At 74.0% G+C, this 13,139-nt stretch carries 16 protein-coding genes and 1 riboswitch; of the genes, 9 read left to right on the top strand and 7 right to left on the bottom strand.

The features are described from left to right. Nucleotides 1-93: 93 nt before the first annotated feature. Together ACZ7LY_RS19215 and ACZ7LY_RS19210 are read right to left on the bottom strand one after the other, a co-directional pair. Entirely contained in the window at nucleotides 94-345 is a 252-nt protein-coding gene (locus ACZ7LY_RS19215; RefSeq protein WP_471625817.1) for a DUF397 domain-containing protein, read from the bottom strand. Next, nucleotides 342-1,208, bottom strand: coding sequence for a helix-turn-helix domain-containing protein (locus ACZ7LY_RS19210; protein WP_471625816.1), 867 nt, complete (start codon nucleotides 1,206-1,208; stop codon nucleotides 342-344). Before ACZ7LY_RS19210 ends, ACZ7LY_RS19215 begins: the two co-directional genes overlap by 4 nt. A gap of 313 nt (nucleotides 1,209-1,521) precedes the next feature. On the opposite strand from ACZ7LY_RS19210, the gene ACZ7LY_RS19205 reads away from it, so the two are divergent. Both ACZ7LY_RS19205 and ACZ7LY_RS19200 read left to right on the top strand, forming a co-directional pair. After that, entirely contained in the window at nucleotides 1,522-1,980 is a 459-nt protein-coding gene (locus ACZ7LY_RS19205) for an ATP-binding protein (protein ID WP_471625815.1), read from the top strand. A 124-nt stretch (nucleotides 1,981-2,104) separates the two neighbouring features. Next, nucleotides 2,105-2,485, top strand: a complete 381-nt coding sequence (locus ACZ7LY_RS19200) for a recombinase family protein (protein ID WP_471625814.1) — start codon at nucleotides 2,105-2,107, stop codon at nucleotides 2,483-2,485. Nucleotides 2,486-2,588: 103 nt separating this feature from the next. Here ACZ7LY_RS19200 and ACZ7LY_RS19195 read toward each other — a convergent pair whose 3' ends face one another. Next, nucleotides 2,589-3,308, bottom strand: a complete 720-nt coding sequence (locus ACZ7LY_RS19195) for a hypothetical protein (protein WP_471625813.1) — start codon at nucleotides 3,306-3,308, stop codon at nucleotides 2,589-2,591. A gap of 178 nt (nucleotides 3,309-3,486) precedes the next feature. Next, a riboswitch (cobalamin riboswitch) is annotated at nucleotides 3,487-3,631 on the top strand. 38 nt (nucleotides 3,632-3,669) lie between these two features. On the opposite strand from ACZ7LY_RS19195, the gene ACZ7LY_RS19190 reads away from it, so the two are divergent. Further along, the gene (locus ACZ7LY_RS19190) at nucleotides 3,670-3,888 is read left to right on the top strand and encodes a CbtB domain-containing protein (RefSeq protein ID WP_471625812.1); all 219 of its coding nucleotides are present in this window, start codon (nucleotides 3,670-3,672) and stop codon (nucleotides 3,886-3,888) included. Between the two features lie 21 nt (nucleotides 3,889-3,909). Next, nucleotides 3,910-4,665 carry a CbtA family protein gene (locus ACZ7LY_RS19185; protein ID WP_471625811.1) on the top strand — a complete coding sequence of 252 codons (756 nt, stop codon included), beginning with the start codon at nucleotides 3,910-3,912 and terminating at the stop codon, nucleotides 4,663-4,665. A gap of 77 nt (nucleotides 4,666-4,742) precedes the next feature. Here ACZ7LY_RS19185 and ACZ7LY_RS19180 read toward each other — a convergent pair whose 3' ends face one another. Next, complete coding sequence (locus ACZ7LY_RS19180) at nucleotides 4,743-5,330, bottom strand: histidine phosphatase family protein (protein WP_471625810.1); 588 nt, start codon at nucleotides 5,328-5,330, stop codon at nucleotides 4,743-4,745. Nucleotides 5,331-5,430: 100 nt separating this feature from the next. On the opposite strand from ACZ7LY_RS19180, the gene cobF reads away from it, so the two are divergent. After that, nucleotides 5,431-6,210 (top strand): precorrin-6A synthase (deacetylating), encoded by a 780-nt coding sequence (gene cobF, locus ACZ7LY_RS19175; protein WP_471625809.1) that lies wholly within the window; start codon nucleotides 5,431-5,433, stop codon nucleotides 6,208-6,210. 12 nt (nucleotides 6,211-6,222) lie between these two features. Further along, on the top strand, nucleotides 6,223-6,828 hold the full coding sequence (locus ACZ7LY_RS19170) for a DinB family protein (protein ID WP_471625808.1): 606 nt from the start codon (nucleotides 6,223-6,225) through the stop codon (nucleotides 6,826-6,828). A 361-nt stretch (nucleotides 6,829-7,189) separates the two neighbouring features. On the opposite strand, the gene ACZ7LY_RS19165 is transcribed toward ACZ7LY_RS19170, so the two are convergent. From ACZ7LY_RS19165 to ACZ7LY_RS19155, 3 genes are read right to left on the bottom strand one after another with little or no spacing between them, the layout of a single operon-like run. Continuing rightward, nucleotides 7,190-7,885 (bottom strand): FAD:protein FMN transferase, encoded by a 696-nt coding sequence (locus ACZ7LY_RS19165; protein WP_471625915.1) that lies wholly within the window; start codon nucleotides 7,883-7,885, stop codon nucleotides 7,190-7,192. Nucleotides 7,886-7,916: 31 nt separating this feature from the next. Then, nucleotides 7,917-8,351, bottom strand: coding sequence for an FMN-binding protein (locus tag ACZ7LY_RS19160; protein WP_471625807.1), 435 nt, complete (start codon nucleotides 8,349-8,351; stop codon nucleotides 7,917-7,919). Between the two features lie 8 nt (nucleotides 8,352-8,359). Further along, nucleotides 8,360-9,727 carry a ferredoxin reductase family protein gene (locus ACZ7LY_RS19155; protein ID WP_471625806.1) on the bottom strand — a complete coding sequence of 456 codons (1,368 nt, stop codon included), beginning with the start codon at nucleotides 9,725-9,727 and terminating at the stop codon, nucleotides 8,360-8,362. 126 nt (nucleotides 9,728-9,853) lie between these two features. Here ACZ7LY_RS19155 and ACZ7LY_RS19150 point away from each other — a divergent pair, with 126 nt between their 5' ends. The 3 genes from ACZ7LY_RS19150 to ACZ7LY_RS19140 all read left to right on the top strand — a co-directional run bounded on the left by ACZ7LY_RS19150 (nucleotide 9,854) and on the right by ACZ7LY_RS19140 (nucleotide 13,117). After that, entirely contained in the window at nucleotides 9,854-10,660 is an 807-nt protein-coding gene (locus tag ACZ7LY_RS19150) for a response regulator transcription factor (RefSeq protein WP_471625805.1), read from the top strand. A 326-nt stretch (nucleotides 10,661-10,986) separates the two neighbouring features. After that, nucleotides 10,987-12,402 carry a sensor histidine kinase gene (locus ACZ7LY_RS19145; RefSeq protein ID WP_471625804.1) on the top strand — a complete coding sequence of 472 codons (1,416 nt, stop codon included), beginning with the start codon at nucleotides 10,987-10,989 and terminating at the stop codon, nucleotides 12,400-12,402. Between the two features lie 73 nt (nucleotides 12,403-12,475). Then, nucleotides 12,476-13,117 (top strand): LysE family translocator, encoded by a 642-nt coding sequence (locus ACZ7LY_RS19140; protein WP_471625803.1) that lies wholly within the window; start codon nucleotides 12,476-12,478, stop codon nucleotides 13,115-13,117. Nucleotides 13,118-13,139 lie beyond the last annotated feature (22 nt).

Genomic DNA, 13,139 nt, shown 5'->3' with positions numbered 1-13,139 from the left:
CGCGTATCTGTGCCGGCCGGCGCGGCCGGCCGATGGTCGGCCCGCGGGCCGGCGGCGGGGGAGCGGACGCCACCCCCGCCGCCGGCCGCCGGATCATCCGGCGGCCAGATGATCGGCCAGGCCGGCCTTCACGCCGCGCACGAACGCGGCGATCTCCTCCGGCGTGTAGATCAGCGCCGGGCCGGCCGGGTCGGTGGACTGCCGTACGGCCACCCGGCCGTCGGCGAGCAGTTTCGTCTCGACACACTGGCCGCCGTTGGGACCGCTCCAGGGGCGCTCCCAGCCGTGCTCGCCGAGCTGGCGGGCCGGCATGCCGTTGTAGACGCCCTCGTCGATGATCGTCATGAGTACTCCTTGCGCATGCGGTTCAAGAGCGCCCTGCTGTCCTCCGACGACGTCAGGAGCGCCATACGGGTGTGCGCTTCGAGATGGGCGACGACGTCTTCGCGCTGGTCGAAGTAGACCGACCCGGAAAGAAGTTCGCTGTAGACGATGTCGGGCAACTCGGGTTCCTCGAACCGGAAATACGTGAACGGGGCGCACGCACCGACGTGCGCACCCGCGGAGAAGGGGACGATGTCGAGGCTGACGTGCGCCAGCTCCGACACGTCGAGCAGCCGCTCGATCTGCTCACGCATCACGTCGGCACTGCCCACCGCCCGGTGCAGGACGGCCTCTTCCATGACCACCCACAAGGTGGGCGCGTCCTCGCGCTCCAGCAGACCCTGGCGGCGCAGCCGCAACTCGACGCGTCGCTCGACTTCTTCGTCGCTGCCGTTGGGCAGGCCACCGCGGAGCGTGGCACGCGCGTACTGAGGGGTCTGCAACAGGCCCGTCACGTACTGAGGTTCGTAGGTACGCAGGGTCTTGGCGCCGGTCTCCAGGCTGACGTAGGCGGTGAACCAGGCCGGGACGGCGTCCCGGTACGAGTACCACCAGCCGGGCTTGTTGGCCCGCTCGGCGAGTTCGACGAACTCGTCGATCTCCTGCCGGTCCGCGCCGAAGGTCTCCAGGAGCTTCTCCACATAGAGAGGCTTCAGTGCCACTTCGGCCTTTTCCAGCCGCCTGATCGTCAGGGTCTTCACGCGCAGAGCCTTGGCCGCGTCCTCCAACGAGGCACCGGCCGCCATACGCATGTCCTGCAGCCGACGGCCGAGGATCATGCGCAGGACTGTCGGCGCACTCGTACCGGAACGGGCCTCACTCACGCCCAACCTCCTGAGGATTCATCAACATCACCATTGTTGCAGTGACTTGAAGTCGACGCCAGATTGATATCCCGCTTCTGAAATTATCAGGGAGTCGGTTGCAGCGTGAGTGTGATCACGCGCATAGTTGACTCGTGAGCGGTTCAGTCACAGCTCTGACACGGCGTCGGGCCCCGCGGGGACCCCTGGTGCCGACGCCGTCGACGGCGCCCCGCGCGAGGGCGCCGGCCCCGGCGTGCGCCCCTCACCGCGCGAGCGGCAGCCCGCGTCCCCACACCGCGCCCGCCCCGGAAGGCACTGGAAGGCGACACCCGTGACTCTCCCCACGCCCTCAGCACCGGCCCCGCACCCCGCCTTAGCCCCGCCGGCACGGCGGCGGGAGTACTGGTTCGGGCTGCCCGCCCTGCGCACCAGCGCGCGCTGCGCCCGCGACACGGTCCGTGACCGGCTGCGCGCGTGGCGGCTGCCCGGCGACACCTGCTGCGACGCGGTCCTGCTCGTCTCCGAACTCACGACGAACGCGGTGCTGCACACCGACAGCGACCAGGTCCTGTGCGGCCTCACGCTCACCGACGACGAGCGGCGCCTACGGATCGAACTCCACGACGACGGCCCCACCCCGGTCCGGGCCCCCGAGCACCTCGCGGGCCCCGGCGAGGAGGGCGGACGCGGCCTCTTCCTCGTCCAGCAGCTCGCCGAGAGCTGGGGCTCGGCACGCTCCACCCGCGCCGAAGGCAAGGTCGTCTGGGCCGAGTTGACGGCCCACTCCTGACGTGACCGGTCGACCGGCCCGCGCGCGGACCGGCACGGCGGGGCAGCCGCCCCGCCCCGTCCCTTTCCGTCCCCACACGGTGCGAGGAGTCCCGACTCCTCGGTCCTCCTAGCAGAAGGCAGCCATGACCCCCCACGGCGAAACCGCTACCCCCGTCGTGCTGTACGTGTGCGCCGACCGCGCCCCCGGCGCCCCCGGCGCCGCCGCGCAGTGCGCGCTGTCCGAAGGCGAGGCGTTCGCCCGCGAGCGCGGGCTGACCATCACCGAGGTCGTCACCGACACCTACGGAGAACCCGACCCGGCCCGCCGCAGCGGCTGGCGGCGCGTGCGACAGCTCGCCCGCGAGGGGGACGTCGGCGCGGTCCTCGTCCGCTGGCCGAGCGCCATCGCCCCGGAGTGCGCGCACGAACTGCGCCACCGCGAGGCGGCCTGGCTCGGCGATCACGGGGTGCGCGTGCGCTACACCTGGGCGCCCCTCTCGACCCGGACGGGCGAGACCCGCTGAGTCGCCCTGGGGCCCGCCCCGGTTCGCTGCCGGGCATACGGCGAGGGCGGTCACGTACGCCGGTGTCGTGACCCGCGTACGCGACCGCCCCCCTGGCCGGCGGTCAGCTCAGCTTGTTCACCGCGGTGACCGTCGTCTTCTTGAACGCGGCCACCGGGGCATCCGCGTAGGAGCCCATCTCGCCCCACTGGACGACCGTCACGACGTTGCCGTCGCGGCCCACCGAGAACAGGTGGATGTCGGACGAGCCGCCGGACGTCGTCGTGTGCACGCCGTACACCGTCGCGCCGTCCTTCACAGCGATCCGGCCGTAGTTCTTCTGCGTGGCCTTCACCTGCGGGTCCTGCTGCATCAGCTTCTTCGCGCAGCCCGTCAGATCCTTGCGCAGCAGCGCCGCGAAGTCGGCGGCCCGCTGCGCGCTGCGCTCGACGACCGTCACCTGGAGGGCGTTGGTGTCGAGGTCGGTGCGGTAGAAGCGGTGCATCGTCGTCGAGGGCAGCGCCTCGCCGTAACACATCGGGAGCGGGTCGGGCTGCCCGGAGGTGATCGGGCCCGCCGTCCACGGGGACGAGGGGTGCGGGGGCAGCTCGGAGGCGGACAGGAAACGCGGGTCGGTGACGGCGGCCGCCGGGACGGTCGCCGCGGCGACCGCGGTCACGGCGCCCACGGTGGCCGCCGCCGCGAGCAGCGCGCGCCGCGCCCGCAGCCGGGAGCGGGCCGGGACGGCAGTCGTGGTCTGCGGGTCGGTCGGCGTGAGCGGGGTGGTCGTGGCGTGCGGGTCGGTCGGCGCGTGCGGGGCGGTCGCGGTGCGGGATGCTCTCATCGGTACTTCCCCCATGTCGGCATGACATGACACATGTCGGTGACGCACAAGTCTGTGCGGTTCGGTCACGTCTGTTTGTATTGGCCGCCTTGTACGACACGCGGTACGCCACACCCGTTGCCCCCGTTTTTGTCACGGGTCTGTCACCGGGCGGCTGTGACAGGGCCCATCTTGGCCATGCACCCGACAGGCGGTACCTTCAGTGAGTTGTCGACGACGGCACGACGGAAGCCGGTGAGAATCCGGCACGGTCGCGCCACTGTATGCGGAACGGCTCTTTGGGCCACCGCGAGTCAGACCCGTGGCTGTCGTCTCTGTGCACCACCGATATGGGACGCGAACTCCCGAAGGAGGCTCCGCCATGGCGCAGTCTGTCGCCCAGCCGACCACCACGCCCGCCGCACCGGTCAAGCTCCCGCTCAAGGCCATCGCCCCGTGGGCCGTATTCTTCGGCATCCTGATGCTGGTCCTGCTCTACTTCGTCGGCGCCGAACAGGGCGCCACCTCCGTCTTCAACGGCACCGACGTCCACGAATGGGTCCACGACGCCCGTCACCTGCTCGGTTTCCCCTGCCACTGACCCGTAGGGACCGCGCACCTCATGAACTCCACCACTGTCCGCAACCTGCTGGTGCGGGGCATGCTCGCCGGCCTGGCCGCCGGCGTGCTCGCCCTCGTCATCGCCTACTGGCTCGGTGAGCCGAACGTCGACAAGGCGATCGGCTTCGAGGAGTCGCACGCCGCTCACTCGCACGGCGGCGAGGAGGCCGAACTCGTCTCCCGCAGCCTCCAGTCGACGGCGGGACTCGCCACCGGCGTCCTCGTCTACGGCGTCTCCTTCGGCGGGATCGCCGCGCTCGCCTACTGCTTCGCCCTCGGCCGGGTGGGCCGGTTCAGCCCCCGCGCCACGGCGCTGCTGCTGTCCGGCTGCGCCCTGCTGGCCGTGTACGTCGTCCCGTTTCTGAAGTACCCGGCGAACCCGCCGGCCGTCGGCAGCGGCGACACCATCGGCAAGCGGACCACCCTGTACTTCCTGATGATGGTCCTCAGCGTCCTGCTGGCCGTCGGGGCGACCCTCCTCGGCAAGCGGCTCGTGCCCCGGCTCGGCACGTGGTGGGCCACCGTCGCCGCGGTGCTCGGCTTCGCCGTCGTCGTCGGCCTCGCCTATCAGTTCCTGCCCGTGGTCGACGAGGTGCCCGCGCACTTCCCGGCCGCCCTGCTGTGGCGGTTCCGCCTGTCGGCGCTCGCCATGCAGGTCGTCATGTGGGGCGGATTCGGCCTGGTCTTCGGGGAGTTGGCGCACCGCCTGCTCCAGCCGAAGCAGGCCGCCGCCCGCGCGGTGCCGGCCGCGCGCTGAGGCGTACGACCGCACGTACGGCTCTGTCCACGAGGGTGCGTACGGCGACGAGGGGGTCCGGTGTCCGCCGGGTCCCCTCAGCCGTGCGCGCCCGGGGCGCCGAGCGGCGCGCCGAGCCGGACGTTCCAGCGGCCGGCCCGGCCGCTCAACTCGCAGGTGCTCAGCGGCGCCACGTCACAGCGCCAGTACGCCGACAGGGGTGCGCCGAACGCGTGGACCAGCGCCGCCCGCACGATCTCCGGCTCCACCACGGCGACGACGCGCCCCGCGCCGGACACCTCCGCGTCCAGCCAGCGCCCCACCCGGGCGCACACATCGGCGACGGACTCGCCGCCCCCGGCGCCGTGTCGCGGGTCGGCGAGCCAGCGGGCCAGCTCCAGCGGCTCCGCCTCGCCCACCTCGGCCAGGGTCAGGCCCCGCCAGCGGCCGGCGTCCGGCGCGGCCAGCGCGTCGAGGCAGCGCGCCGCGCCGAGCCCGAGCGCCTCGGCGGTCTCCCGGCAGCGGCGACTGCCGGACCGCACCGCGTCGTCGGGCACCGGCAGCGCCCCGGCCGCCGCGAGCGCCGCCGCACGGCCGGACGCGTCCAGCGGCGCCCCGTCGTCGAAACGGGCCTGCCGCAGCGACGCGTTCAGCGCCGGAGAGACGAACACCACACGCCGGGTCACCACGGCTCCTTCCGCACACGAGGGTGGGGCCGGGCCGTGATCCGGCCCGAGAGCGGCGGCCCGGGTCGGGCCGCCGCGACATCCCTGGGAGACTGTACGCATGGGTACGGAACAGCGCGCGATCCTCGTCATCGGCATCGGTTCGGGCGATCCCGACCACCTCACGCTCCAGGCGGTGAAGGCGATCCGGCGCACGGACGTCTTCTTCATCGTCGGCAAGGGCCCCCACAAGGCGTCCCTCACCGACCTGCGGCACGACATGATCGCGGAGCACGCGCAGGGCCCGTACCGCGTCGTCGAGGTCGAGGACCCGAGCCGCGACCGGCGGCCCATGGACCGCGGCGCCTACATGGCCGCCGTCCAGGACTGGCGCGAGCGGCGCGGGGAGATCTTCGAGCGGGCCATGCGCGAGGAACTGGCGGCGGGGGAGACCGGCGCGTTCCTCGTGTGGGGCGACCCGTCCCTGTACGACAGCACGCTCGGCATCCTCGGCGACATCGAGAGCCGGGGCGCGCTCGCCGTCTCCGTCGAGGTGATCCCGGGCATCACGAGCGTCGCCTCCCTCACCGCCCGGCACCGCATCCCGCTGAACCAGGTCGGCCGGCCCGTCCACATCACGCCCGCCCGCCGCCTCCCCGACCTCGGCCGGGACGACGACGGGGACATCGTCGTCATGCTCGACGCCCACGAGTCGTTCACACAGGTCGAGGACGAGGACCTGTGGATCTACTGGGGCGCCTACCTCGGCACCCCCGACGAACTCCTCATCGCGGGCCCCCTGCACGAGGTACGCGACCACATCAGCCGCACCCGCACGGAGGCCCGCGAGAAGCACGGCTGGATCATGGACACCTACCTCCTCCGCCGCCCGGCCCGGTAGGGGGCGCAGCCAGTGGACGACGAGATTGCGAAGGAGTCCCTGCGCAGGAGGCTGCGCAGGGACCGCGAAGTGCTCCTCTGGAAGCTGGAGGGCCTGTCCGACTACGACGTACGCCGCCCGCTGACCGCGACAGGGACCTCCCTGCTCGGGCTGGTCAAGCACGTGGCGACCGTCGAGGCCCGCTACTTCGGCGAGGTCTTCGGCCGGCCCTTCCCACAGCCGCTGTGCCGCTGGCAGGACGCCGACGGCAGCGACCAGTGGGCGGCCGCCGACGAGACGCGAGAGCAGATCATCGCGTTCCACCGGCGTGCGGCGGAGCACGCGGAGGGGACGATCGAGCGACTGGCTCTCGACACACCCGGGCACGTGCCGTGGTGGCCCGGGACCTCGCCCAACACCGACCTGTTCGCCGTCCTGCTGCATGTCCTCGGCGAGACCGTCCGGCACGCCGGGCACGCCGACATCCTGCGGGAGAGCGTCGACGGGCGCACCGGCATGCGCCCCGGCGCCGACCAGCCCGTCGACGAAGCGGCGCGGGCCGCGCACCGCGCGACGGTCGAACGGGCCGCGCGGGCGGGCGCGTTGCTCGACGGGCGGGAGGCGCGCACTCCGCGGTGACCGTGTGCCGCTGCGGGCCCCGTCGTCGGCGTCCTCCGCGTCCTCCCCGGCCTCGGACGCCCCGGCGGGCGGCCAGGGCCCCGCCGACGCCGAGCGCTCCCAGCCCGAGGCGCCCTCCCCCGAGCCGGTGCGCCCCGCGGGCCCGCCGGACGGCACCGAGCGCCGCTCCGGCCTTCCGCGCCCCGCGGGTCAGCCGGCCGCGACGGACCCTGAGGCCAGCCCCTTCAGGGGCGCGGGGAACTGCGCGCCCAGCTACGACGCACCCGGCACTCTGGGGCGCTGCCCCAGACCCCGCTCCTCAATCGCCGGAGGGGCTGGAAGTTTGCGCTCAGGCCAACTCCCTAAGGGACGCGGGGAACTCTCAGCCTGTGATCGTCCAGGTCGTGGCGTTCTGTTCCACCGCGAACGCGGTCACGCCCGGGAGGGTTTCCAGCCAGGCGCGGGCACCGGCGCCCCGGGCGTAGGCGGCGGTGGCCACGGTGTCCGCCTCCGTGAGGGTGGGGGCGAGGACCGTGAGGGAGGCCAGGGCGTGGGCGGGGGCGGCGCCGGTGTGCGGGTCCACGATGTGGCAGCCGCGCTCGGCCGGGCCCGACGTGGCGACCGCGAGGGGGCCCGTGGCCGCGTCGAGCCGGGCGACGAGCGCGCCCGGGTTCAGCGGATCGCTGATGCCGATGTTCCAGGGGCCGCCGTGGAGCTGGACGTCACCGCCGCCGTTCACGCAGACCTGCCGCGCCCCCGCCGCCCGCAACAGGTCGGCCGCCCGTTCCACCGCCCACCCCTTCACCAGCCCGCTCGGGTCGAACGTGCCGTCGTACCACGCCGAGAACCAGCCCTCGCTGCGCCGCCGCGCCGCCTCGCACAGCGCGACGACCTCGCCGACCTCCTCCGCCGCGTCGTCCACCGGCTCGCCGCGCCGCAGCCGGCTCACCGCGCTGTCCGCCCGGAACGGGGAGAACACCGCGTCCACATGGTGCAGCAGGCCCTGCGCCGCGTCGACCGCCGCCCGCAGCACGTCCGTCGGCTCGTCCTGCACGGTGATCGAGAACACCGTGCCCATCGTCCGCACCACCCGGTGCAGCCCGCGCCCCTCAGCCACGGGTCCGGTCCACCGCGCTCTGGAGGGAGGCGATGTATCCCTCGCTCGTGTAAGTCGCCCCGGACACCGTGTCGATACGGGCGCTCTGCGCGGTCAGCGTCTCCCGCACGAGCACCGGCACGGCGGAACCGCTGATCTGGACGCTGCGCGGATCGCCGTCCGGCCTGCGCACCGCCGTCGCGCTCGTGATCCGCGCCCCGCGCAGGGTGAGCCTGACCTGCACCGGCCCGTACCGCGTCTGCACCGTCGAGCCGGTGACCGTCCGCGCGGCGCCGCCGCCCCCGCCCGACGACGAGGGCGCGGACACCGCACCGGACGGCGCGGCCAGATGCGTCACCTGATGCGGTTTCAGGGACAGCGCGAGGACCGTCACGGCGACGGTCGAGACCGTCGTCAGGAGGATGCGGCGAAGCGAATGGGCGCGCATGGCGGGGCTCACAGTTCGAAGGACTCGTGGTGGATACGGGAGGCGGGCACGCCTGCCGCGCGCAGCGCGTCGTACGCGGTCACGGACATGCCGGGCGGCCCGCACAGATACACGTCGTGGAACGCGAGGTCGGGCAGCAGCCCGCGCAGCCGCTCCGCCGTGAGCGGGACGCGGGTGCCGTCCGGTCCGTTCAGCGCGTACACCAGACGGGCCCCGCGCGCGGCCGCGATCTCCTCCAGCTCGGCGCGCAGCGCCAACTCCTCGGCGCTGCGCGCCCGGTAGAGCAGGGTGAGGTCGCCGGGCGCGGCGGGCAGCGTCTCGAACAGCGTGCGCAGCGGTGTGATCCCGGTGCCGCCCGCGATCAGCAGCACCTTGCCGCGCGTGCGCCGCCGCGCCGTCAGCGCCCCGTACGGGCCCTCCGCCCACACGCGCGTGCCGCGCGGCAGGGTCGCCGCGGCCGCGCTGTGCCCGCCGAGCGCCTTGACCGTGATGCGCATCAGGTCACCGCGCGGCACCGCCGACACCGAGTACGGGTGACAGGCGTTCCACATGCCCGGGGCGAGGAACCGCCAGCGCAGGAACTGGCCCGCCCGCACCCCGAGCCGATCCAGGCGCCGCCCGCGCAGCCACACCGAGTACACCTGCGGCGCCTCCCGCACGACGGCCTCCACGCGCAGCCGGTGCCGCAGATTGAGCCGCAGCGGTGTCAGCACCCGGAACCAGAGCACGAGGCCGGCGGCACCCCCGTACAGCGCGTACCAGGCGGCGCGGGCCGGGGCGCTCGCCACGAAGTCGGCGCCCAGGGCGAGTTGGTGCCAGAACGCCAGGAACACGGCCGCATACGTGAGCAGATGCAGGTGGTACCACGTCTCGTACCGCATCTTGCGGCGCACCGCGCGCACCGACGTGTACCCCACGAGCAGCAGCAGCGCGGCGCCCAGCGTCCCGCGGATCATGTCGGGCAGGTCGAGAACGACGGTGTCGATCTCCCGCACGGGGTTCACCCCCGCCTGCGCCGCGTAGCCGAGCGTGATGAGCACGATGTGCGCGAGCAGCAGGCAGATCGTCCAGCGGCCCGCCGACGCGTGCCATCGGGCGGCGCGGTCGCTGCCCACGCCCGTCTCCAGCCACGGCACCCGCGCCATCAGCGCCACCAGCAGCGCGCACATGTACCCGCAGGCGAGGCCCGTGAGGCGGCCCGCGCCCGTCAGCCAGCCGGCCGCGCCGACGACCGCGCCCGTGTCCCGCCACCACAGCGCGAACAGCGCGAGGCCCCCGGCCCAGGCCGCCGCGAGCAGCGGGACGGCGGGCGAACGGCGGCGCGCGGCCGGCTCGCGGTGGCGCCGCCGTGGCGGGCGGTGGATCGCGGTGGCCATGTGGGGCTCCTCACGGGCGGTGGGCAGCCCACTGTGGCCGCGGAACCTATGAGCGGGCTCTGAAGTCGGCCTCTCGCGGCGCGTTCAGAGGAAACCCAGAGGAAACTCAGAGATCCTGGGCGGGCCATGAACCCACGCCCCGCCGCCCTGACCCGCCCCGACGGCAGCCCCGTACGCGTCCTCGTCGTCGACGACGAACCCGACCTCGCCGAGGTCGTCACCGGCGCCCTGCGCTACGAGGGCTGGGAGGTGCGCTCCGCCGCGAGCGCCGACGCCGCCGTGCGCGAGGCCCGTACGTTCCTGCCCGACGCCGTCGTCCTCGACATCATGCTGCCTGACCGCGACGGCCTGAGCGTGCTGCGCGAACTGCGCGCCGGGCAGCCGCATGTGTGCGTCTTGTTCCTGACGGCCCGGGACACCGTCGAGGACCGCATCGCCGGGATCACGGCGGGCGGCGACGACTACGTCACGAAGCCGTTCAGCCTCGGCGAACTCGTCGCCCGGGTACGGGGACTGCTGCGCCGGGCCGGTATGACGCGCGAGCGCGCCACGGCGGCCCTGCTCACCGTGGGCGACCTGGAGATGGACGAGGACGCCCACGAGGTCACCCGCGCGGGGCGGCCGGTGGACCTGTCGCCGACGGAGTTCCAGCTGCTGCGCTGCCTGATGCGCAACGCGCGTCGCGTGCTCAGCAAGGCCCAACTCCTCGACCTCGTCTGGTCCTACGACTTCGGCGGCCAGGCCCATGTCGTCGAGCTGTACATCTCCTACCTCCGCAAGAAGATCGACGCGGGCCGCGAGCCGATGATCCACACCGTGCGCGGCGTCGGCTACGTCCTCAAGCCGCCGACGCTGGAGGCCGGGGCGAGCGAGAACGCGGGCCCGGCCCCGGCGCCGGCGCGGGGCCCCGAGGACGCGGAGAGCGGCGCGTGAGGCGGGGCGAGCGCCCGGAGCGCGGGGAGGGGGCGGAGGGTCCGGCGGGCCCGAGCGGGGATTCGGCGGGCCAGGGGGAGGGTGCGGCGGTCCCGGGCGGGGGTTCGGCAGCTCCGGAAGCTGAACCGGCAGCCCGGGGTGGGGGATCGGCGGGCCCGGACAGGGGCGCTGCGGCGGTGTCGGAAGCCGAGGCGGTGGTGCCGGGCGGAGAACCCGGGGCCCCGTCCGCCGGATCCGATGCAGTCCCGGACCGCAAATCGGCTGGCCCGCGCCGGAGTTGGCGCAAGCCGCGGCTATCGACTCTGCGTGCCCGGCTCACCGCCGGCATGCTCGTCCTGCTCGCCGTCGGTTGCGCGGCCGTGGGCGGCGCCGCCGCGCTGGAACTCGGAACCTTCCTCACCGGCCGCGTCGACCAGCAACTCACCGACACCGGGCCCGCGTTCGCCGCCAGCCTCGAACACCCCTCCGCCGGCCGCGACGACCACGACGGCGACGAACGCGGCGACACCCGCCGCCAGGCCGCCGGCACCCTCGGCGTCCGCATGGTCGCGGGCACCGTCACCAACGCCGCCGTCGTCCGCCACGACAGCAACCCCGCCGCCCTCAGCGTCACCCTCACCCCCGACGACGCCCGGCGCCTCGCCGCGCTCCCCGACGACGGCAGGGGCCACTCCGTCGAACTGTCCGCGCTGGGCGCCTACCGCGTCCAGGCCCGCCCGGGACGCGACGGCGACGTGCTCGTCACGGGGCTGCCGCTGGAGCCCGTCGAAGCGGCCGTGCACCGCCTCGAACTCGTCGCCGCGCTCGTCCTCGTCCTCGTCCTCGTGGGCGCCGGAGTCGCGGGCGCCCTCTGGGTGCGCTGGTCGCTGCGCCCCCTGAGCCGCATCGCCTCCACCGCGACCCGCGTCAGCGAACTCCTGCTCGCCAGCGGGGAAGTGGCCCTGCCCGCCCGCGCCCCCGACACCCGCCCGCGCAGCAGGGAGGTCGATCAGGTCACCGGCGCGTTCAACCGGATGCTCGGGCACGTCGAGAACGCCCTGACATACCGTCAGCGCAGCGAGGAGCGGCTGCGCAGCTTCTCCGCCGACGCCAGCCACGAACTGCGCACCCCCGTCGCCTCCGTACGCGGCCACGCCGAACTCGCCCTGCTCCACCCCGGACCCGTCCCCGCCGAGGTGACCCGCGCCCTGGAACGCATCGCCGCCGAGTCCGCCCGGATGGGCGCCATGGTCGACGACCTGCTGCTCCTCGCCCGCCTCGACGCCGGCCGCCCCCTGGAGCGCGAACCGGTCGATCTGACCCGCCTCGTCCTCGACGCCGTCACCGACGCCCGCGCCGCCGGCCCCGCGCACCGCTGGTCGCTCGAACTGCCCGAGGAACCCGTCACCGTCACCGGCGACGCCCACCGCCTGCACCAGCTCCTCGCCAACCTGCTGGCCAACGCCCGCCTGCACACCCCGCCCGGCACCCGGGTCACCGCCCGCGTCAGCGCCGACGCCGACGAGGCCCGGCTCACGGTCGCCGACGACGGTCCCGGCATCCCGGCCGACCTGCGTGACAGCCTCTTCGAACGGTTCGTCCACGGCGGCGGCCCCCGGGGCGCCGGCGGCGGCACCGGCGGCGGCACGGGACTCGGCCTGTCCATCGTGGCGGCGGTCGCCTCGGCGCACGGCGGCACAGTGACGGTGACGGGGGGACCGGGCCGGACCGCGTTCACGGTCCGGCTGCCGCGCCGCATGTGACACGCGGCACCCGGCGCCCTTCCCGGGGTCCGACGGCGCGGGGCGCTTCCTCGGTGACGTACGCTGGCATTCCATGGCAATAAGCACGTCGCTGTGGTCCTTCGCCCTGGTGGTCGGCCTTCTGACCCTGACCCCGGGACTCGACACCGCCCTCGTTCTCCGCACCTCGGCGCTCGGCCGCCGCAGCCGCGCCTGGGGAGTCGTCCTCGGCATCCAGACCGGCACGCTCGTCTGGGGCGCGCTCACCTCCCTCGGCGTGACGGCCCTCCTGACCGCCTCCCACCTCGCCTACGTCGCCCTGCGCTGGGTCGGCGCCGCCTACCTCGTCTGGATGGGCCTGCGCATGGTCCGCGACACGCTGCGCCGGGGCACCGCGACCCCCGAGGTCAGCGACGCCGACCTGCTCACCGGCCGCGACACCCTCTCCGGCGGCTGGCGGCAGGGCGCCTTGACGAACATGCTCAACCCCAAGATGGGCGCCTTCTACGTGGCCGTCCTCCCGCAGTTCATCCCCCCGGGCACCAGCCACTTCGCCATGGGCCTGCTGCTCACGTCGGTCCACATCTGCCTCGGCCTGGTCTGGTCGGCCGTCCTCATCGCCTGCGCCCGCGTCCTGCACACCTGGCTGCGGCGCCCGGCGGCCCGCCGCGTCCTCGACCGGGTCACCGGCACGGTCATCGCGGCGTTCGGCATCCGCCTCGCCCTCAGCGACTGACCCGGCGGATCCCGGAGGGCGC

The organism is Streptomyces sp. NPDC107550 (genome assembly GCF_055639095.1).
Note: the sequence above shows the minus strand (reverse complement) of the source record. Positions and strands in the feature narration are given on the sequence as shown.

Bases quoted from the DNA above. Each gene is read 5' to 3' on its own strand.
- ACZ7LY_RS19215 (WP_471625817.1), bottom strand. From the start codon at position 345: ATGACGATCATCGACGAGGGCGTCTACAACGGCATGCCGGCCCGCCAG.
- ACZ7LY_RS19200 (WP_471625814.1), top strand. From the start codon at position 2,105: ATGACCCCCCACGGCGAAACCGCTACCCCCGTCGTGCTGTACGTGTGC.
- ACZ7LY_RS19195 (WP_471625813.1), bottom strand. From the start codon at position 3,308: ATGAGAGCATCCCGCACCGCGACCGCCCCGCACGCGCCGACCGACCCG.
- ACZ7LY_RS19190 (WP_471625812.1), top strand. From the start codon at position 3,670: ATGGCGCAGTCTGTCGCCCAGCCGACCACCACGCCCGCCGCACCGGTC.
- ACZ7LY_RS19185 (WP_471625811.1), top strand. From the start codon at position 3,910: ATGAACTCCACCACTGTCCGCAACCTGCTGGTGCGGGGCATGCTCGCC.
- cobF (WP_471625809.1), top strand. From the start codon at position 5,431: ATGGGTACGGAACAGCGCGCGATCCTCGTCATCGGCATCGGTTCGGGC.
- ACZ7LY_RS19165 (WP_471625915.1), bottom strand. From the start codon at position 7,885: ATGGGCACGGTGTTCTCGATCACCGTGCAGGACGAGCCGACGGACGTG.
- ACZ7LY_RS19160 (WP_471625807.1), bottom strand. From the start codon at position 8,351: ATGCGCGCCCATTCGCTTCGCCGCATCCTCCTGACGACGGTCTCGACC.
- ACZ7LY_RS19155 (WP_471625806.1), bottom strand. From the start codon at position 9,727: ATGGCCACCGCGATCCACCGCCCGCCACGGCGGCGCCACCGCGAGCCG.
- ACZ7LY_RS19150 (WP_471625805.1), top strand. From the start codon at position 9,854: ATGAACCCACGCCCCGCCGCCCTGACCCGCCCCGACGGCAGCCCCGTA.
- ACZ7LY_RS19145 (WP_471625804.1), top strand. From the start codon at position 10,987: ATGCTCGTCCTGCTCGCCGTCGGTTGCGCGGCCGTGGGCGGCGCCGCC.
- ACZ7LY_RS19140 (WP_471625803.1), top strand. From the start codon at position 12,476: ATGGCAATAAGCACGTCGCTGTGGTCCTTCGCCCTGGTGGTCGGCCTT.